The organism is Candidatus Endomicrobiellum pyrsonymphae (assembly GCF_020328025.1).
Taxonomy (GTDB): Bacteria; Elusimicrobiota; Endomicrobiia; order Endomicrobiales; family Endomicrobiaceae; genus Endomicrobiellum; species Endomicrobiellum pyrsonymphae.
Window position 1 is genome coordinate 1 of the sequence record NZ_JAIXMZ010000007.1, and the last position, 19,206, is coordinate 19,206.

Below are 19,206 nucleotides of genomic sequence, written 5' to 3' on the forward strand. Positions count from 1 at the left end.
ATAGTCGTTTACTGCACTTATCCCGTAAAGAAAATTGTTGGAGAATTAAAAGTAAAATCGGTTGTGATTAAATCTACATTATTTTTAGCTAGGATACGCCTATATTCATATCTTTTGATATTATTAAAGATTTTCTCAACATATTCAGGCTTTATTGATAATAAAATCTTACACATATTTATATTCCCCTTATAAAATTTATATCTGTCTTTGACTTATTTATAATACTATCAAATTGCTCGTTCGTTATTTCTGTAAATGGTCTTGGACCAGATTCGAGATTGATTATATTGTTATCCTGTAGAAACTCTAAAGTTGATCGCTTTTTTAAACTTTTTGTATAAATAAACTTCACAATGACAAGTTCTTCTTCTGTTGCAAACTTATTTAGGGTTTCTTGTGAAAATACTGTCCTATTTTGACAACACTTCAAAAACTCTTCTTTTGATTGAAAATTAGAAGTAACATCAGTAATAATTCCTAATGTTGTTATTACAGAAGTATATTTTTTAGTGCTATCAGGTTCTCCTATACGATAAAATAGTATAATATCGCCTTTATTCATATTTCGTTTGTAAGACCAAGAAATATATACTTTTTGTAGCGCATATTTATGAGCGTCTCTATCTAAGAAATCTATTTCATTTTCTGTATTGAGTTTTGAATCAGGCAATAAGGAAGTATGAAATTCCGGCAAAATCGGTAGTATGAATTTTTGCCCATTGTATGAAATATTAGGGAAATTTTTCTTAACAGACAAGGAAGTATCATAATGTCTCAATTTTTTCACAAAAACTGTTTCTTCACCATTATATGTTTTCTTTTTACCAAACTTAATAAATCCCCAGCTAAGAAGCAAATCTGACAGAATTTGTAATTCTTCTCTGTTTTCGAACATAGTCAAATATATCTCTTCAACCTTACGTTGAATAGCATTGTCAAAAATAATTTTAATGAATCTTTCGCCAAGTCTAAAACCAGTAGACAAAACCTTAAAAGTTCCTACTTTAAGCCTCTTTTTTTTCTCAAAATGCGGAGTAATATTATCATAGTTTTCATTTGCCTCTTCAGTTTTTAGATACAAAAAGCCTAATATGTCGTTCTTATCATCTTTACAGATATATGCTTCTTCTTCAGATTTTTTGCTAAACCAGCTGGCAAATTCTTTATAATCTTTTTTGAAAGTATCAAAAAATGATGCAGATAAATCTATATTCCCAAAAAATTCTCTTTTTACAGCAAGCATTTTGTAATCGATAAGGTCAGGGTTGGCTTCTGTTTCTTTCACAATAAACTGATTGATAGACAATACTTTATCTCCAATGTCAATCTTTTTTGCTTTATTAATAAGATTCTTATCTTCCGTTATTAATAAATCGACCTTTCCTGAATATACATAAAAAAGTAAGTAGTTATCTATTTTATCGTTTTCAGTTTTATCGACATCAGTAAAAATTCTTAAAAAGTCTTCGGTCGGTTCAACCACTACTTTGATAAGTTCATAGGCGTTAAGTTTTACAGAGAAATTTTCTTGAACATATTTATCTTTATATTTTTTTATTTCTTTTATGCTATGAGGATGGATGACTTTTGTGTAATGCAATTTATCAAGCCATCTATAAAGATGACCAATGTCGCAGTTGGAAATTTTGTTATTTTCCCTATGGATAATAATATTGGTATCAAGCAACGCTTTTGGCATATTTACAATCCTGTCCATCGTGACAAATTCAATGTCCCGATACAACAGCAGAACTAAAAACATCTTTGAGGTGTTAAACAGCCAAGATGTTTTCTTGGTCTGTTGCTAAGTCAATTCTACGCAGTTGCAACATATCTCTTGCATCTATATTATCAAAATTAGCGCCTTTAGGTAAACACCCTATGAGCTTTACTTTTAAAGTTTAAATAACATTTTTTTAGTTTGATTATGCAGTAAAATTGTGTATGACTGAATCGGATTTTAAGTACATAGTTTGCGTTTTAATCACAAAATGCAAAAATATCGATGAAGATAGAATCCTCACTAAACTTGGACAACTTACTTGTCGAGACAGACAGTGTGTAGTCTAAACACTTGTTTTTTAACAGTTACCTATCCCAATAATGCATATTACTCCCAAGGCGTATCAATAAAAAACAAATCTGTCGGTTGACCTGTTAGTTGAATGTCAAATTTTAAGCTGTTTTCTACTTTGCTGCTTGCACTGTGAATTCTAAATGATATTTGCCACCCATTATCCATAATCAAATTAACAGTAGTTGTAGATTTCGGCTTAAATGACAGCTCAACTTTTCTTGTCGGTAGTTCTATTAACAGAACATGCTTTTGAGGTTTTGTTTTCTCTGCTTGTGTATTAAGCATTCCGTATAAATTAAATGGGATAATTCTTGTAATAGAGCGCGAATCTATGACAATCAATTTGTAATAATCGTGATTACCAAACAAATATTTTATAATTTTTGAAGCAGATTTTAATTTATTAGAACTAAATTTTTTGGAAAGCTCTGTTATAAATGCATTTAAAATCGGTACATAAAATGTTTATCTTAGAACATTTCTCCATAAAACTTTTTGTGTTTTTAATGTTTTAAGTTCATCAAAATATGATCTTCTTTCCTTAAAGTATTCGTCAGAACAAGGCGACTCGAGCCACTGTTGACCAAAATCTAACTTATCAGATAATCTGGAATGTTTTAAAGCAAAGTGATTGTGTTTTACAGATATGCCTATTTCCCAGTTAATATCTCTCCTAATAATTAAAACATCGCGAACATCTCCTGATAAGCCCACAGTATCAGTTTGTATCGATATTGTGAGTTTATCGGTACCATCTTCTAAAATTTTAGGTTCCATTGTGATTAAAGTTTTTATTCCAGCATTTGCCGACAATAACATTTGCCTTTGTTCAGACTTGATCAAACTTTTATAGCGCTCTTTGGCAATTTCCATACTGGAATCATTTACAATATCAATTGGTCTTATCGACGATACCATACTTTCTATAGCCAAAACACAGGCATACTCGTAAGCTTTTCCATTAGTAGTTGAGTTAGCGTTTATTTGTCTTGGCATAAGTCCTTATATATTTCTTTTGCAATGTTACAAGCAAGACTTACGGGCACCGCGTTACCAACCATTTTATAACCATCAGCTATGTTGTTATACTTGAAGATAAAACTATCGGGGAAGGTTTGTATTCTTGCACATTCGCGCACAGAAAGTCTGCGATATAAATATTCTTTCCCGGGTTCAAAAATTCTTCTATTTTGAGAGATAAACTTCATTTTAGGCGCTTGCGGATGAATCGGTGCGTGACGACCCCCTGCTTGTATAGTAAACGACGGTTCGTCCCAAGAACGTACACGATTTCTTGCCATGTAGATTGTTGAAAATCCACCGTTCATATATTCGTGATTTGGAATTTTTAAGATAGCACCATTTGTTTTATTCTTATCTTTTGCCGGTTTTGCTAATCTCAAATCATATATAGCATCTCTAAGCGTATATTTTTTAGCATGTTCTTTCGGAAATTCAAATTTTATACCAATATCTTTTCTATAGCCTATTATAAACACACGCAGTCTGTCTTCCGGAACATCAAAATCATTTGCATTAACTAATTTCCAAGATATCACATAATCTGCGCCTTTAAAACCCTTAATGAACCCCGATAAAGCTTCTTTATGTTTTGGGGACAGAATTCCAGATACATTTTCAACAAGAAAAAACTTTGGCTTCTTATCTTTAAGGATGCGAATATAGTCATAAAACAACCTGCCACGACTATCATTTATACCGCGCCCTGCGCCAGCCTCACTCCAGCTTTGGCAAGGGGGTCCACCTATTATACCGTCACAATCTGGAATTTCTGCCGGAGTTATATCTAAAATACTTCTTCTATCCAATTTAACTTTGGGGAAATTATATTCAAACGTTTCCCATATTGCAGAATCATATTCGTTTGCCCAAATAGTTTTAAACCCGGATTTCTTGAAACCTAAATCAAGACCACCGGCTCCGGAAAACAATGAAATAATTTTATTTGCCACAACGGCAACCTTGATATACTTTTTTGTCTGATTTATTGTACAAAATATGAAAATAACGGCAAATTTAAACCGCCCCCCGCAACAGCAGAACTAAAAACCTTCCGAGATATTAAGTAACCAAAATGTTTTCTTGGTCTGTTACTAAGCCAATTTTAAATGTTGTTAATTTGTTCAGGTTAAGGTGAATATTACAAAATCATACGACAACAAGCAAACAACAATCAAGATATCAAAGATATCTTAAAGATTTGTTTTATAGTTCCGCGCTTGTGCTAATTTTGATTTATAGAATATTTATGGAATAAAATCTAAAACACAATATTCTATCAACTACAAACAAAAATGCTAGGGTGGAGGTGGCGGGAATTGAACCCGCGTCCGAAAATGCTTCAGTAAGACCGCTACAGGCTTAGTTCGGAATATTTATCTCGTCTATAACGCCGTCTCCGAACGGGATTACACTTATAAACCAGCGCCGTTTTAATTTCATTTTAAACTGACGGCACAAGCTGTTTAAAACTAACCTGCTCTTTGTCATCTTATCCTTATAGCAGATGTCTAAGGTAAAACGAGGCTACGTTAAGCAGCAGCCATTGACATTGGCAACGCAATTCCGCTTCCGCTAAAGCCCATCATCAAGTTGCTAGCAGGTAACATCTTCGCCTGCCCTTCAACTTCTTCAAGGTTATCGGATAACATCTTCGCCTGCCCTTTAACTCTTTCAAGTTTTTTGTTGTTTATTTTTCGGTCGATTTTTACGGAGCCATCGACCAACTCCGGCCTGCTGTCATTACCTCTTTCACTCTCGTCGAACCCTGTTCACCCCCATTTTAGCTTCCTCTTTTTTCTCTAAAGAAGTTTTGTATTAGTGCTACACATTCAATGCTTAAATGTTTTTCTTTCCCGATAACTATTATTTCTATTTGATGATTAAGTTTTTTACTGGTCGCTATTTTAAATACGCTTTTGCAAGCTCCGGTTTTTATATCAAAAGCGCCAAAGATAATTTTTTTTATCCTTGCGTTTACTAGTGCTCCCGCACACATCACGCAAGGCTCGATTGTAACATATATGGAACAATCATGCAAACGGTAATTTTTTAGTTTTTTTGTAGCTTTCCTCAATGCTACGATTTCAGCGTGAGCCGTAGGGTCTGACAATGTAATACATTTATTGAATCCCCTTGCTATTATTTGACCATCTTTGACTATAACTGCGCCTATAGGAACCTCTTTTAATCGTAAAGCTTTTCTAGCCTCTTTTAAAGCTTGTAACATAAAATAAGAATCGTTTTTAAATTGTTTACTCTTCAAGATTCTTTTCCATTAGTTCTTTTATATCTTTCGGCAAGTGTACAGACTTAACATTTTATTTACAAATGGGCGCTTTGTTTTGCCTGTTACTAGAAGTTTCTCATCACATTTTACCTCATAAGAACATGTTATGCTCGCAACTGTAATTTCATAAAGTTTTGTTTCAATTGTTATTATGTCGTCATATTTTGCAGGAGAAATATATTTGCATTCAGCATGAAGCACAGGCAAATAGACTCCGCGTTCTTCAGTCGTTTTGTATTCAAGACCAATACTTCTAAGAAGTTCAGTTCTATCTCTCTCAAAAAATGTTAGATAGTTTGCATAATACACCATTCCCATCTGATATGTGTCAGCATAAGATACTCTTATATCTATTGAATTCATAACGTTCTCCGTGATTAGTTTTGTAAAAAGAGCGAAACGACAATGTTGCTTTATTGCGATTATAGCTATAAATTAACGCAAGAAGCAAGTGGCGTAAAACGACAAACTTTGTTAAATTGGCAAAACAAATACAAAGAATATGGCATAAACGGTTTAATATACGGCAATCGTTCATTATTCGCAACTATTTTAAATTTCATAAAATGCGCAATATCATTGTGATATTCTACAATCCATTGACTGCTAACTTGCTCTTTGTTATAATCTCCGGGTGTAGCGTAAAATAGTGATATTTTGCATAGACGTGCGTTTTCTTTCAGATGGATTTCAAGTTGTCTAAAACTGACTATAGATAAAGGGGATGATTTTATAATGAGCGAAACATCAACTCGATGGAGTCTTTCAAATTTTTTTGTAAAGCAAAGTAAAAATCACAAAATAAAAATTTTTGTTGCCGTAGGCGTTCTTTTGGTAATAATTTTTGCAGGATTATTTTTTTGTTTTTTTGGTTGTCATAGAAGTGAGTACGCCTCATCTGCAAAATTGTCGTCGGCTTATGTAGCTTTTTCTCAAGGCGATAAGCAAAAAGGAATCAATCTTTTAGATGAAACTATAGCAAAATATCCAAAAATGCCTGCAGCATATCAAGCAAGGATTGTAAGAGCGGACATATTTACTGAAGCAAAAGAGTATAGCGAGGCTTTAAAACTTTTAAGAGAAACTGTAAGTTTTGGTAAACCTGCTGTTATAAAACCGCTTGCAAATGTAAGAATTATTTATGTTTATGATTCAAAAGTGGATTATTTAAATGCCATTGACGCCTCAAAAGAATTTATTGATAAGTATCCTGATCATTTTCTTGTAAAAGATATTTATTTAAATTTGGCGAAATATTATCTTATTTTAGGATCAAAAGATGAAGCTGTAAAAGTTTTTAACGAAGTGTTGGTTAATTTCCCTGCGACAAAAGAAGCGGAAAAAGCTCAGACTAAACTTAACGAAATAAAATATATGCAAATACAATAATTCTTTAGAGGTTTATTGTTTCATGAGAAAGAAGTGATGAAAAAGTTTTTATTGATAGTCTTGAGTATGACGATATTAGTTGCTACGTCGTTTGCAGATGGGAAAATAAATCGAACTCTAAAAGATAAAGTTGGTATGTGGTTTAATATAATACTACTTATTGCACTGCTCTTGTCTGCAGATATTGGCTGACAGATGTGGTAGGATTGGAAGGGTTTACAGGTTTTAGTATATACGATGGCGACGGTAGTATTTATATTATTGGTGGGAAGTTGTTGGGAATAATTAAATCTTACAAAAGCTTAAATTTACTTGCATCAACAACGTTAGGATTACATGGACATGGAGCAGGGAATTCCTATGCTTGTTATACGCATTTTAGCTTTCTTGCGGGCGTTGGCATAGAGTGGTTTGTATTAGATAATTTGTCATTGTCAGCAGAGGCAGGTTTTAAATTTGAGACCGGTAATGGCATAACAAGTTTTTCAACAGATGTGAATACTATCCCTAGCATAAGTGTAAAATTTTATTTATAAAAATATAAAAGAAAAAGATTTTCCTTACCTTTAAACTTTCAGAAAGAAAAAATATTATGAAAAATTTAAATGTAAAAGACAGAGCATTAACTAGAAAAGAAATGAAGACAGAAGTGCAAAAACTTCAAAAAGCTGGAAAGAGAGTTGTCTTTACAAATGGTTGTTTTGATTTATTGCATTTAGGGCATATAAGTCTTTTTAAAAAGGCAAAAAGTTTGGGAGATGTTTTAATAGTTGCAATAAATTCAGATAAATCTTTAAGTTGCCTGAAAGGTCCAAAAAGACCTTTAGTCGGAGAAAAAGACAGAGCAAGATTTTTGCTTTCTTTGAAATCTGTAGATTATGTTGTTGTTTTTGGCGAACAGACGCCGAAAAAGCTTTTAAGAGAATTGCGTCCTGACGTTTTGATAAAAGGCGGCGATTATAAATTGTCAGAAATAATCGGTAGTGAGTATGTAAGGAGAGTTTACAGATTTCCCATTGTCAAAGGCAAATCGACAACAAATTTAATAAATTTAATAGTAGAAAGATATGGCTCTAAAAAAAATTAAAGTTGATATGCTTTCTATTTCTCATTTTCCCTCTTTATCCGCTTTAAGAATTGTCGACGTTAATTTAAACCGTTGCAAAGAAGGGTTAAGAGTTGTTGAAGACAGTTTGCGTTTTGTTCTAAATGACGGTAAATTATATAAACAAATTCGCACTATTCGACACAATACAGACAATATTTTAAGGCAAATTTATGGCGAGCTTATAAGAGAACGAGATTCTGTTGAAGATTTCGGCAGAGAGATGTCTGAAATATCAAAAAAAGATTTGCGAGCCATAATAATTGCGAATTTTAAACGCGCTCAAGAATCTTTAAGGGTTTTGGAAGAATATTCCAAAACTTTTATGCCTAAGATATCGTCGGAATTTAAGAAGCAAAGATACGCAGCATACGCATTAGAAAGGAAAGTTTATTTAAAATATAAAAAGTTTTTTTGAGAAATCTTGAAAATGAATAAAAAGATTACTTTCACAAGGCGAAGGTTCATATTTAGAATTTAAAGAATGTACGGATAGAATATCAAAAACAGTCTATGAAACTGTTTGTGCATTCTTAAACACAAAAGGCGGGGCGATTCTTATTGGAGTTAAAAATAATGGAACAGTTGTTGGAGTTGATAAAAAAATTGTCTTCAACATCAAACAAGATTTTGTTACTTCTGTAAATAATGGAGATAAATTATCGCCGACATTTTGTCTTTTTGTTGATGAATTTTCTATACGATACCCCACATGATACTATGCAAAATGAGCGAAGAAAAAACATGATATTGTTGTTTTGTAAAACGCCAAAAGCAAGATATGCGATACAAAATTATGTTAAAATTGAGAATAGGGAATATTTTAGGAAAATTATTTTGAATTCGCTTGTTAAATCAGGCAAACTATTATTAACTTATGACTGATAAACCACGCAGTAAAAATCAAAAATATGTTACAAAATGAGGACAGTATTTATGGGAAAGCAAAAAACGACGTTGATGGAAGATGCGCAAAATGAAAAAGCAAATGACCTAATAAAAAGTACAGCGCAAACAGAAAATTTGAGCGAAGAATTTATAAGATGCGGCATTGCTACAGGTACTATCGTTATTCCTAAAAATTTCAATAGAAATTTGAAGAAAATTGTTGCAATAGGCGCAGGATTAAAGACAAAAGTTAACGCAAATATTGGCACATCTCCTGATTGTATAAATCTTTCTGAAGAGCTTGCAAAGCTAGATGCTGCTGTTAAAGCCGGGGCAGATGCTGTTATGGATTTGTCCACCGGTGGAAATTTAACGCAAATAAGAAAAGAAATTTTAGCTGTTTCGCCTGTCCAAGTCGGAACGGTTCCTATTTATGAAGCTGCTTGTAAAACTGTTGCAAAGGGTAAAAAAATATCTCAAATTGAAGGCGATTTATTGTTTGACATTATAGAGGAGCAGGCCGAGCAGGGCGTAGATTTTATGACAGTTCATTGCGGTATTAATAAAGCCACGGTGGAGATATTAAACCGACAAGGGCGTCTTGCGGGAGTTGTCAGTAGAGGCGGTTCTTTCTTGGTAAAATGTATCAACGCGACAGGCAAAGAAAATCCTTTGTACGAACAATATGACAGACTTTTGCAGATAGCAAAAAAATATGATATCACGCTAAGTCTTGGCGACGGTTTTAGACCTGGCTGTATTCAAGATGCTTCAGACGGTCCTCAGATTGCGGAACTTTCAGTTTTGGGAAACCTTGTTTTGAGAGCAAGAAAAACCGGTGTTCAATCTATGATAGAAGGTCCGGGACACGTTCCTCTAAACCAAGTTGAAGCAAATGTAACTATTGCAAAAAGAATGGGACACAATGCGCCTCTTTATTTCCTAGGACCGTTGGTAACTGATATAGCTCCCGGTTACGATCATATAACCTCTGCAATCGGCGGAGCAATAGCGGCGGCGCGCGGCGTTGATTTTATTTGCTATGTTACTCCTGCAGAACATTTAAGACTTCCTAATTTACAGGATGTGCATGATGGCGTTATCTCTGCAAGAATAGCAGGACATGCGGCAGATATTGTCAAAGGTGTTAAAGATGCAAAAGAGCGAGATGATGAGATGTCTAAATGGCGTAAGGCAAGAAATTGGGAAAAACAAAAAGAGTTTTGTATTGATCCTATAAAATTTGCAAAAGAGAGAGCAAAGCTCCAACCTCGTCAAGAAGACGTTTGTACAATGTGCGGAGAATTTTGCTCTATGAGAGATGAGTAAAAAAGGAGCGCAAAAACATGGTTTAATAATATAAGGTAAAAATTTATGAAACTATAGGCTATGATATACTACAAATGTCAAAAAGGAGGAAGCAGGATGCATGAGTGTATTGAGGTATTTTGTTGAAGCAGGTTTTGGCATATCAATGGTGGAGTAAGGAGTCGCGTGCGGTTTTTGAATCAGTAGCAGACAATAGTCTTGTTTTGGATTTAGTAATATCTCATGGATGTCTCGTCAAACCGAGAAAGGTTTTGAAAAACTAGTTAATTCAATAAATGCCATCAAAATAAAATCAAAAAAGTTATTATTACAGATACATCTTATTTATACCGATAAGACATTTCAGAGTTTGCAAAATATTCTACCCCGAGTATCCCATACGGAATGGTATTTAAATAATCAGGACACAATTAATAAATTGGAATGTGAAGTTGAAGTTAAATCTTGGACGGATAACTTAAGAAATGACAAATTTAAAGATTGGTATAAAAAGATAAAAATAGACTTTGACGGTGATAAAAACGGAAAAGGCATCTTACAAAGTTTTAGAGATGCTGTAATTGAAAAGACCAATTTGGAGATTTTAAAGAGTTGTGAAACTCTTAATCAGAGCATAGGATTCACATTAAGAGGAATGTGCTTAATATATGTGCATTTTTCAAAATATTAATGTAGTGTCCCCATTAAGTCTTGGTGATCATCTAACGTTTGTTGTTGAACACTATAAGCTTAATACGAATTTCTTTAACTACAGGACATCAAATCATGAACAAGTTAATATATGGCTGACACTGTATCATAAAAATATGGTAGATTAAGAAATTATTTTGTTTATGAACAAACGATCTGTAAATGTAAATTTTTTTGTAATAGATAAAGAAGGGAATTTCATATACAAAAATGAAGCATGCAATAAAGTTGTTGGACATAATGATGCTAAAAAATTCCCTGCTAAAACTTGAGAAGTATCTTTAAAAATTATGGAACGATGATAAAGAGAAATTATTGCAGAGGAGCAGTCTCCCGATGGGAATTATTATCTTTCAGTAAAAGCTTCATTAATGATAGACAGTGAAGTTGAAAGGATAATCGGACTTGTCGTGGATGGAACAGATAGAAAAAGAGTAAAAAATTAGAATTAGAAAATAATATGTCTCACCGTATTTGAGTTTACATAACGTAGTTACTAGTAAGAGACATCAATATAAAGAATCAGAAGTTACGTTTATCTATACTCCTAGTCTAGAATATAAGGTTGTATGATGTCTAATTTGATAACTAAAATCACAACCTCCAAAATGGTTTGCTAATAAAACTGTATTGTATAAAGGCGATACAGTAGTTGTGTTAGATGATGATGCGTCAGTTCACGATGTTTGGAAAAATCGTTTTGTAGTGCATTCTGATGATATAACTGTAGAATATTTTATTCGAGGTCCAGAATATTAATGGCGTAGATGTGATAGAGAAAGGCAATACGCAAAAACGGTCTATATTTGTAACAAGTTTATATAGCTCAAAGACATTCAACGAAAAAAGTAATTTTATTAAAATGTTCCCGAAAGCATGTACAAATGATACTCCTATATTGATGGATGAAAGTACTGAGAGAATTGAAAAGACTTGCAATACTGATATTGTATTTGTTGATGATAATGAGAGTTACTTGCTTGCATTGAATAAATACCATTTCAAAAGGGCAAGAATTGTCTGTAAATACTTATACAAATCCTGATGATTTTATAAACAAGTATTCCAAAAATACTAAAATTGTTGTTGATATGGAATTTGCTTAAATTCAAAATCAGTTCTGTCAAGAGATTTTTTCATGCGTTTGTCACGGATTCAATGTTAATTTGTTGTTGGTTTCTGATATTCTTGTTCTTCAAATTTTTCTTTTCTTTTTCTTTTTTTAGAAAAGACATGTAGTTAGGAAATGAAACAATCGTATTTGTTTTACCAAGCCATACATAAGCGCCCAAATCTTTTTTGAAATTAATTTTTGTGAGATTTTCAGGATCTGCGTCGTTTACATACCATGCAGATCCGATGATATTTTTATATTTTACCTCTTTTTTTAAGGTTGTTACATTTTTTTTGTTTGCTGTAAGTATATTGCCGTATTTTTTTAACTGCTCTTTTACTATTTTCTCTGCTCCTTCAGCTTCAGGGACAACGCTTACAAACTTAATGTGTAAAATTGCAGCCATCTCGGAAGATTTTTCGTGAAATTCCACAAAATAATCTGTATTCTCAATAAAATTGCTAAAGCAAAAAACATTGCTCGAAAACGTAAAGATAAAAATTATCGTAAAAAAATATTTTTTCATTATAAATCCTCTATTTTGTCTGACAAAAGTACGAAATTATTTTACAATTTTAATGTTTTATAGTAAACTCAATCGTGCAGAATAAAATGGAATGAGGGAAAATGTGGGGACCATAGGCTTGCCAAAAAAAGTAAAATTGTTTTGCGGTATCGTTTTTTCCAATGAAGAAATAAAGCAAAAGTCTTTTATAATACTTGAAGAAAAATTTGGACAGATTGATTTACTAAGCGATATTGTGCCTTTTGATTTTTCAAATTACTATAATTCTGAAATGGGCGATAATCTAAAACGTTTTTGGATTTCGTTTGAAAGATTAATTTCTGCGACAGATATTGCCGAAACAAAAGTTTTTACAAATTCCATTGAAGATGGTTTTGCAACGAATGGGAAAAGACAAATAAATATAGATCCTGGATACATAACTCCTGCAAGTGTAATTCTTGCCACTACAAAAGATTACAGTCATAGAATCTATCTTGATAAAGGCATATATGGCGAAGTTACGACAATATATCAAAAAAATGAATATATAAAACTTCCATGGTCATACCCCGACTATCTCTCAACTACAGCTACAAATTTTCTTTTAAAAGCGCGTGCAGATCTTATGCGACAGCTAAAGGAGCTGCAATGCTTATAATGCTTATTTTAATATATTTGGTGATATGTCTTTATATTGCATGGCGTATCAATTCAGGTTTAAATATTAGTCGTCCATATTGCATGTACATGTATGTTTTATTCGTTGTTTCTGGCAGTATAAGCGTTTTGTCGTTTGTTAATAATCATCATCAAATTCCATTGATATCTCTTTTACTTTTGACTCCTGTAATAGGGCTTTTCGGTTTTATGTGTACGGGTATAGGGCAAATATTGTTTTCTTTTCTTTTGATAAACGACATGTTGAATCTTTTTAATTTAATATTTAGGATAAAGAAATTCAGATATTATTCAACTCTGATAACTGTAGTTTTAGGCATAGTGGCTTCGATATTGGCTGCATTAAATTTTGCATTTATTTTAAGTATAAAAGAAATAAAAATAAATGTTCCTAATCTTCCCATTAATTCTTTAAAAATAGTACAGCTTTCAGATATACATATCAACCAGTTCACTTCGACCAAAATCATGAATAAAATTTTTGACCAAGTTATGGCACTTAACCCTGATATGATAGTTATTACCGGTGATGTAGTAGACACAGATATTGATAAAAATGATAAGTATCTCGATTACGGCTTTGAAAAATTAAAAGCAAAATACGGAGTTTTTGCAGTTAACGGAAACCACGAATACTATACAAGTGTTAAAGGCTATTTTTCAATGCTTCAAAAATTAGGATTTAAAGCTCTTCAAAATGAGAGTGTTTTGGTTGACAATATAGTCAATGTTGCAGGAATAAAAGAGGAAGATTGTGAAAATCCAGTAAATATTTCAAAATCTTTGGAAGGTGTTGATAAAGATTATCCGGTAATTTTTTTAAGTCATTATCCTGAATCTTTTGATGAAGCTGCAAAACAAGGCGTAAAAATAATACAACTTTCCGGTCATACGCACGCGGGACAAATACCTCCTATTGTTATAGTTAGAAAATTTTTTATGAAATATAACTACGGTTTGTATTATGACAGTGGATCAACTATGTATATAACTTCAGGAACACGCGTATGGGGACCTCACATGAGGTTGTTCAACTCGAGCGAGATAGCAGTAATAACTTTAGAAAAAGAGTAGTACGGCAACTGAGATGAGAGAAAAGGCAACGCCTCTCATACGTCGACGGTTTCACCTGCCACTCCTTTCAGTGAAAGATGAACTACTACAACGTTTTTATTACTCTTTTTACAAAAGAGGTGGCAGGCGTTAGCCTGACGAGGGCGTGGTATTAGCGAATCTCGCCGTCTATACTTAAGTTCTCGAATGTCTTTATCTAAGAGAAAGTGGAATTAGACGTTAACTATTGTAATATTTTTTACCAGGTCGAATAAATATAATTTGACCCGGTCTTAAATATTTTTGTTTGGACAAATTTGAATTATCATTATAAACTTCTTTTGTGGTAGTTCTATATTTTGTCGCGATTTTTTCGATGTATTCTCCTTTTAGCACTTTGTGTTTTATAAGTTCCGGAGAAGGATTTAAATCTTTTACCAGTGCTATATTCTCTATAAATCGTTCTTTGCTTCCGTAGGGAATTTTTAGCTCAAAATTGGGATATCCGTGAGGAGTACTCCATGCTTTTAGCGCGGGGTTAAGTCTTTTTATTTCTTCAACAGTTGTTTCTGCGCATTGAGCTACAATTTTTAAATCTATGATTTTATTTGTTTGATATTTATCATATTCTAAAGGCTTTTCATACTTCAAGTCTTTAAAACTGTATTTTTCAAGATTATCTCCAATAGTCACAGCTGCTATAAATTTGGGGATATAACTTTGAGTTTCTTTAGGGATTGCTTTTCTTGAAATCATTTCAGAAATATTTGTTGCATTAGAAAACTTCATGTCGCGGATAAGTCCAAACTCTCCTCTGTTGTAGGCTGCAAGCGCTAGGTGCCAGTCATTTAGCATGATGTATAATCGTTTTAAATATAAACACGCCGCTTCTGTGGATTTCTCAGGATCTTTTCTCTCATCTATCCAATAATTTATTTGCAGTCCCAATGCTCTGCCTCTGTGCTCCATGATTTGCCATAGTCCTATTTCTCCTGCGTTTCCGACATCGTTTATGTTGTAGAAACTTTCAACCACAGGCAAGTAAAACAGCTCTTCGGGTAAGTTGAAATCTCTCAAAGTTTTCAATATGATATTTTTGTAAGCGCCGCTTTTTTCGAGGGCTTTTTTTACTGCCTTATCGGAAGAATAAACGGAAATATATTTTTCCACAATGTCATTATTTTCAATTGACATTGGAATAGCATAACCATTTAAACTTGAAGAAATCATAGCGCTACTTGAAGAATAAATTCTTTTAAGTTTTGTAATAATTTCGCCAGCATCATCAAAAATAAAAAAATATAATCCGGGATCTATATTTGTCATTTTAATTTTTTCAACAAAAAGATCAAAATGCTTTTTCGCTTTCGCAAAATCACCTGTCTTAAAGGCAGCTATAGACTTTTCATAGTGTATTTCAGCCTCTAAGATTTCGGTTTTAGCGTTTGCATCAGATTGTGCGTTTGATAAAGCTTTTGATATTTGAGATGTCAAATGATTACCTTCCTCATCAGATATAGACTCCGTAAGAGAAAGAGCGTAATAAGAGTTGTCAATTTTTTTAGTATGCCCGGCGGCGCTACCATACGAAAACTGATGCATAAGCATAAAAAATAATAGTGGTAAACTTTTGTGTACACCCATATGTGGTATTATAGCATACAAATTCATAACTAAAACTTTGTTTTATCCGTTATGTGGGTTGTTGTTTGATAATCTCGGATTTTATACAATGATCGCGATTTAAGAAAACATTGATTGGATTACCAAGTATACTTATTTTGACAGCAGAGGATTATTCATGGAAGATACTGGGCAAATTATCAAGAAATCGTATAAGAGAATAGAAAATACTGACAACGCGACTATTGAGAGAAATAAAACGAAATATATTTCTAAATGTTTTTATTTCCACTTTTCAAACAGCAGTTTTCGTCTAGATTTCCGATGTTCCCGTGGTTGTTGACAAAGAACTAACCGAGAAATAGTTTTCAGCTTTGCAACATTTGGATTCTCGTTTTTTAAATTACTTAGGTCAATTTTTAAGGTAATGACGATTAACGAAATACGCTTTTACAGGGAGACTTGTAAAGGCATGGTGATTATTTGTGAAACGGTTGATTTATGCATGGTAGCATAGCAAAATAAGACGCACCAGAATCAATTAGAGGTTAGATTTATGTATAACGGTCGCAGCAACAAACTGCTAAAAAGTAGTTGGTTTTATTTGATTGCAATATTTTTAGGTATTGTTTGTGGAATGTCAGGAATAGCATTGTTAGAACAGATTGGGCAATACTGCGCTGAGATTTTTGTTAGAATTTTGAAATTTATTAGCGTACCGATAGTTTCTTTGTCTGTTATAGTTGCGCTTTCAAGCTATGATTCCGACAAATCTATGATAAAAGTACTTAAAAAAAGCTGGTTCTACACAACAATAACAACAGTGTTTGCTACATCCGTAGCGGCAATGTTGTATCTTATCGTGCGACCAAATAATATTACTGTGACTCCAGACATCCATGTTCAAAACGTTACGATGCCTGGTACTTATTCAAGGTATTTGTTGGGGATTATTCCAGACAACGTATTGAAATCTTTCCTAGAAAACAACGTTTTAAGCGTTTTGTTAATAAGCGCTATCATTGGAATTTCAATTCGGTTCATAAACGAGACAGTTGCGAAGAATACGGTTGTCTCATTTTTTAAAGGGATCCATGACATTTTTTTTACGATAACAAAATTTATAGTGAAAGTTATGCCAATAGGATTGTTTGGATTTGCCGTAGTGAGCGTTTTAGAATTTAAAAATGGATTAAATATTATGGGTTTGGGAAGTTACCTCTTAGTTATACTCCTTGCAAATGCAGCGCAGGGAATTATTGTCTTGCCTTTGTGGTTAGCATACAAAAAATTTAATCCTTTAAAAGCGTTTAAAGCCATGTCTCCAGCGTTGTCGGTCGCATTTTTTTCCAAATCATCAAACGCGACATTACCGGTGACGATGGATACGATAGAGAAAAATCTTAATATAAATCCTAAAATAAGTAGGTTTGTTTTGCCTTTGTGCACAACTATTAATATGAATGGTTGCGCTGCTTTTATATTCACAACATGTATATATGTGATGCAGAACTATGGGGTTGAGATTACTTCATTTACAGTTGTAAGTTGGATATTGATAGCAACGCTTGCCGCTATAGGGAATGCCGGTGTTCCTATGGGGTGTTTCTTCATGAGTGTAAATTTAATGTCGGCAATGAATATTCCTATACCGTTAATGGGCGTCATTTTACCGTTTTACAATCTGATAGATATGGAGGAAACAGTGCTTAATGTCTGGTCAGATTCATGTGTTACTATGGTTGTTGACAAAGAACTTAAGGATGAATAATTTTCAGCTTTAACAACCGCTAAATCCTGTGAACTAAGTATAGTTTTAAAGATAGGAAATATCTGTAGGGAAATGGCAGCTAGCGATCCGGAACAGATTGCTGGCATGTAGATAATTTCACAATAAGAGTCAAGAATATCATAGATTTTGTTACCATATACAAATTTTAGATGGAGAGATGGACGAGTGGGCTACCGTGCGACGAATAAGGCACACGAGATTGGAAACGAGCGCGAGATGGTTAGCTGACGTTATACTAGGCGAGAAACCACCCAGTCACAACAATCGAACTAAAACACAACTTTTGTTCATATTCGCAAGAAAGATAGGAATTATATTTATGAAACAAGACTTAGAGTTATTTTTAAAGAGAGTTGCCTTTAGGGACAATTATACTATCGGCAGACTCAAGTTTAGCGGGTATAACGAGCATAACAATATTGTTGAAGACAATATAGAGCCGAGTAAATCGACACAAATGCTTATACCTACGGGAAAATATAAAGTAATAGTGAACCACAGCAACAGGTTTAACAGAGACTTGCCATTGCTTCTAAATGTGGCTGGTTTTACAGGTGTGCGTATCCATAGGGTGAGTACTTCAAAAGATACTCAAGACTGCATACTTCACTACTATTTTTGAAATAGGGTTTTTTATTGGTAAAGACAAATATATACATTTTGTGGAATACGATAATAACGAAATAAAAAAAACTCTTTGTAAAGGAAACAAAGACATAGTTTACGAGATAGATAATTCTACCCATCAACACAATCTTAAAAATATTTCAACTGAGGAATACGACAATAATAGAATTGCTGTTATTTTAAGTACAGAATGTTCTGAACAAAAAAAAGATTCTGATAGTAATAATAATTATGCCCAGAAAAAAGTTTTTTTGCCAATAATAGCTAAGCAATATCCAGGATTAAATGCCGACATTCCAAATATTTATAAAGAAATAGTTAATAACATATCTGTTTTCGGTTCAAATGGTAATGGTAGCTTTATTGAAAACAATACGTTTGTTGAGGAAGCATCTGTCTTTATTAGAAAATTTGATATAGATATTTCAAAAATTCAACTTATCCCAGAAAAAATCCCTGAACAAAAAATACCAAAAGGAACACTTGATTATCTAGGCAGATTAGATGTGAACCAAATCAGAAAAAACTTGGGCACATTGCTCAAGAACGTGCCATAGTCTTTAATACGATTGACTCATGCCACAAAGATACTAACAATAATGAAGTTGATTTTGATTTCTTTAACGATGAGTCTAATGGAACGAAAGTTTTATTTGGTTTAATGTATAAAATCTTGGAGGTTTTAGATGATGGGAAAGTATTGATTATTGATGAAATAGATATATCTATACATCCTATTGTTTTTGCAAAAATCATAGAGATTTTTAAAGATAAAGATTATAACACAAAAAATGCTCAGTTGGTTTTTACAACTCATTGTACTGATATTTTAGAAGCGGATATCTTGAGATTTTCAGAAGTAGCTACTGTGAACAAAAATCTTAATGAAGGATCAACGATAAGAAGGATTTCTGACTTCAAAGATTCTCCTGAATTTAAAAACATTCGCAACACAACTGATCTTAGAAAATTGTATTTGCAAGGCGTTTTTAAAGGGATATCTTTTCCATATATTTAACG

General features: G+C 33.0%; 23 protein-coding genes, 1 other RNA gene and 1 pseudogene. 17 read left to right on the forward strand and 8 right to left on the reverse strand.

The features are described 5' to 3' along the window. Positions 1-195, forward strand: a 195-nt coding sequence (locus tag LE180_RS01340; protein WP_374133697.1) for a hypothetical protein, incomplete at its 5' end; no start/stop codon positions are given. On the opposite strand, the gene LE180_RS01345 is transcribed toward LE180_RS01340, so the two are convergent. The 6 genes and pseudogenes from LE180_RS01345 to LE180_RS01370 form a co-directional block, all read right to left on the reverse strand. Then, positions 179-1,702, reverse strand: a complete 1,524-nt coding sequence (locus LE180_RS01345) for a PIN domain-containing protein (RefSeq protein WP_374133698.1) — start codon at positions 1,700-1,702, stop codon at positions 179-181. The genes LE180_RS01340 and LE180_RS01345 overlap by 17 nt on opposite strands. Positions 1,703-2,113: 411 nt before the next feature. After that, positions 2,114-3,076, reverse strand: a pseudogene (locus tag LE180_RS01350) (HaeIII family restriction endonuclease). After that, complete coding sequence (locus tag LE180_RS01355; RefSeq protein WP_374133699.1) at positions 3,061-4,053, reverse strand: DNA cytosine methyltransferase; 993 nt, start codon at positions 4,051-4,053, stop codon at positions 3,061-3,063. The pseudogene LE180_RS01350 and the gene LE180_RS01355 overlap by 16 nt, the downstream one beginning before the upstream one ends. Positions 4,054-4,401: 348 nt before the next feature. Then, positions 4,402-4,880, reverse strand: a transfer-messenger RNA (tmRNA) gene (gene ssrA / locus LE180_RS01360). Between the two features lie 3 nt (positions 4,881-4,883). Then, a complete protein-coding gene (gene tadA / locus LE180_RS01365; protein WP_374133700.1) occupies positions 4,884-5,366 on the reverse strand; it encodes a tRNA adenosine(34) deaminase TadA in 483 nt (160 codons plus the stop codon). 21 nt (positions 5,367-5,387) lie between these two features. Beyond that, positions 5,388-5,753, reverse strand: a complete 366-nt coding sequence (locus LE180_RS01370) for an acyl-CoA thioesterase (protein WP_374133701.1) — start codon at positions 5,751-5,753, stop codon at positions 5,388-5,390. A 372-nt stretch (positions 5,754-6,125) separates the two neighbouring features. On the opposite strand from LE180_RS01370, the gene LE180_RS01375 reads away from it, so the two are divergent. The 10 genes from LE180_RS01375 (at position 6,126) to LE180_RS01420 (ending at position 11,550) form a co-directional block, all read left to right on the forward strand. Continuing rightward, complete coding sequence (locus LE180_RS01375) at positions 6,126-6,779, forward strand: tetratricopeptide repeat protein (RefSeq protein WP_374133702.1); 654 nt, start codon at positions 6,126-6,128, stop codon at positions 6,777-6,779. 66 nt (positions 6,780-6,845) lie between these two features. Further along, the gene (locus LE180_RS01380; protein ID WP_374133703.1) at positions 6,846-6,971 is read left to right on the forward strand and encodes a hypothetical protein; all 126 of its coding nucleotides are present in this window, start codon (positions 6,846-6,848) and stop codon (positions 6,969-6,971) included. 5 nt (positions 6,972-6,976) lie between these two features. Continuing rightward, a complete protein-coding gene (locus LE180_RS01385; protein WP_374133704.1) occupies positions 6,977-7,315 on the forward strand; it encodes a hypothetical protein in 339 nt (112 codons plus the stop codon). Positions 7,316-7,371: 56 nt separating this feature from the next. After that, positions 7,372-7,866 (forward strand): adenylyltransferase/cytidyltransferase family protein, encoded by a 495-nt coding sequence (locus tag LE180_RS01390; RefSeq protein WP_374133705.1) that lies wholly within the window; start codon positions 7,372-7,374, stop codon positions 7,864-7,866. Beyond that, a complete protein-coding gene (locus LE180_RS01395) occupies positions 7,847-8,302 on the forward strand; it encodes a thiamine-phosphate pyrophosphorylase (protein WP_374133706.1) in 456 nt (151 codons plus the stop codon). Before LE180_RS01390 ends, LE180_RS01395 begins: the two co-directional genes overlap by 20 nt. A gap of 16 nt (positions 8,303-8,318) precedes the next feature. Beyond that, complete coding sequence (locus LE180_RS01400) at positions 8,319-8,600, forward strand: helix-turn-helix domain-containing protein (RefSeq protein ID WP_374133728.1); 282 nt, start codon at positions 8,319-8,321, stop codon at positions 8,598-8,600. A 220-nt stretch (positions 8,601-8,820) separates the two neighbouring features. Beyond that, positions 8,821-10,101, forward strand: coding sequence for a phosphomethylpyrimidine synthase ThiC (thiC, locus tag LE180_RS01405; protein WP_374133707.1), 1,281 nt, complete (start codon positions 8,821-8,823; stop codon positions 10,099-10,101). Between the two features lie 226 nt (positions 10,102-10,327). Further along, positions 10,328-10,771 (forward strand): hypothetical protein, encoded by a 444-nt coding sequence (locus LE180_RS01410; RefSeq protein WP_374133708.1) that lies wholly within the window; start codon positions 10,328-10,330, stop codon positions 10,769-10,771. Positions 10,772-10,934: 163 nt separating this feature from the next. Next, positions 10,935-11,063 (forward strand): hypothetical protein, encoded by a 129-nt coding sequence (locus tag LE180_RS01415; protein ID WP_374133709.1) that lies wholly within the window; start codon positions 10,935-10,937, stop codon positions 11,061-11,063. A gap of 358 nt (positions 11,064-11,421) precedes the next feature. Next, positions 11,422-11,550, forward strand: a complete 129-nt coding sequence (locus LE180_RS01420; RefSeq protein ID WP_374133710.1) for a hypothetical protein — start codon at positions 11,422-11,424, stop codon at positions 11,548-11,550. Positions 11,551-11,927: 377 nt separating this feature from the next. Here the strand turns inward: LE180_RS01420 and LE180_RS01425 are convergent, their stop codons facing one another. Further along, positions 11,928-12,431, reverse strand: coding sequence for a hypothetical protein (locus tag LE180_RS01425; RefSeq protein WP_374133711.1), 504 nt, complete (start codon positions 12,429-12,431; stop codon positions 11,928-11,930). Between the two features lie 103 nt (positions 12,432-12,534). Here LE180_RS01425 and LE180_RS01430 point away from each other — a divergent pair, with 103 nt between their 5' ends. Together LE180_RS01430 and LE180_RS01435 are read left to right on the forward strand one after the other, a co-directional pair. Further along, the gene (locus LE180_RS01430; RefSeq protein WP_374133712.1) at positions 12,535-13,071 is read left to right on the forward strand and encodes a DUF4416 family protein; all 537 of its coding nucleotides are present in this window, start codon (positions 12,535-12,537) and stop codon (positions 13,069-13,071) included. Beyond that, on the forward strand, positions 13,062-14,165 hold the full coding sequence (locus LE180_RS01435) for a metallophosphoesterase (RefSeq protein ID WP_374133713.1): 1,104 nt from the start codon (positions 13,062-13,064) through the stop codon (positions 14,163-14,165). Before LE180_RS01430 ends, LE180_RS01435 begins: the two co-directional genes overlap by 10 nt. Before the next feature lie 219 nt (positions 14,166-14,384). On the opposite strand, the gene LE180_RS01440 is transcribed toward LE180_RS01435, so the two are convergent. Then, positions 14,385-15,815 carry a transglycosylase SLT domain-containing protein gene (locus tag LE180_RS01440; RefSeq protein ID WP_374133714.1) on the reverse strand — a complete coding sequence of 477 codons (1,431 nt, stop codon included), beginning with the start codon at positions 15,813-15,815 and terminating at the stop codon, positions 14,385-14,387. Positions 15,816-16,323: 508 nt separating this feature from the next. Between LE180_RS01440 and LE180_RS01445 the strand changes: the two genes are divergently transcribed. The 4 genes from LE180_RS01445 (at position 16,324) to LE180_RS01460 (ending at position 19,204) form a co-directional block, all read left to right on the forward strand. Continuing rightward, positions 16,324-17,538 (forward strand): dicarboxylate/amino acid:cation symporter, encoded by a 1,215-nt coding sequence (locus tag LE180_RS01445; protein ID WP_374133715.1) that lies wholly within the window; start codon positions 16,324-16,326, stop codon positions 17,536-17,538. Between the two features lie 340 nt (positions 17,539-17,878). Continuing rightward, positions 17,879-18,181 (forward strand): DUF5675 family protein, encoded by a 303-nt coding sequence (locus LE180_RS01450; protein ID WP_374133716.1) that lies wholly within the window; start codon positions 17,879-17,881, stop codon positions 18,179-18,181. Positions 18,182-18,221: 40 nt separating this feature from the next. Further along, positions 18,222-18,743 (forward strand): hypothetical protein, encoded by a 522-nt coding sequence (locus tag LE180_RS01455; protein WP_374133717.1) that lies wholly within the window; start codon positions 18,222-18,224, stop codon positions 18,741-18,743. A gap of 11 nt (positions 18,744-18,754) precedes the next feature. Further along, positions 18,755-19,204 (forward strand): ATP/GTP-binding protein, encoded by a 450-nt coding sequence (locus LE180_RS01460; RefSeq protein WP_374133729.1) that lies wholly within the window; start codon positions 18,755-18,757, stop codon positions 19,202-19,204. Positions 19,205-19,206 lie beyond the last annotated feature (2 nt).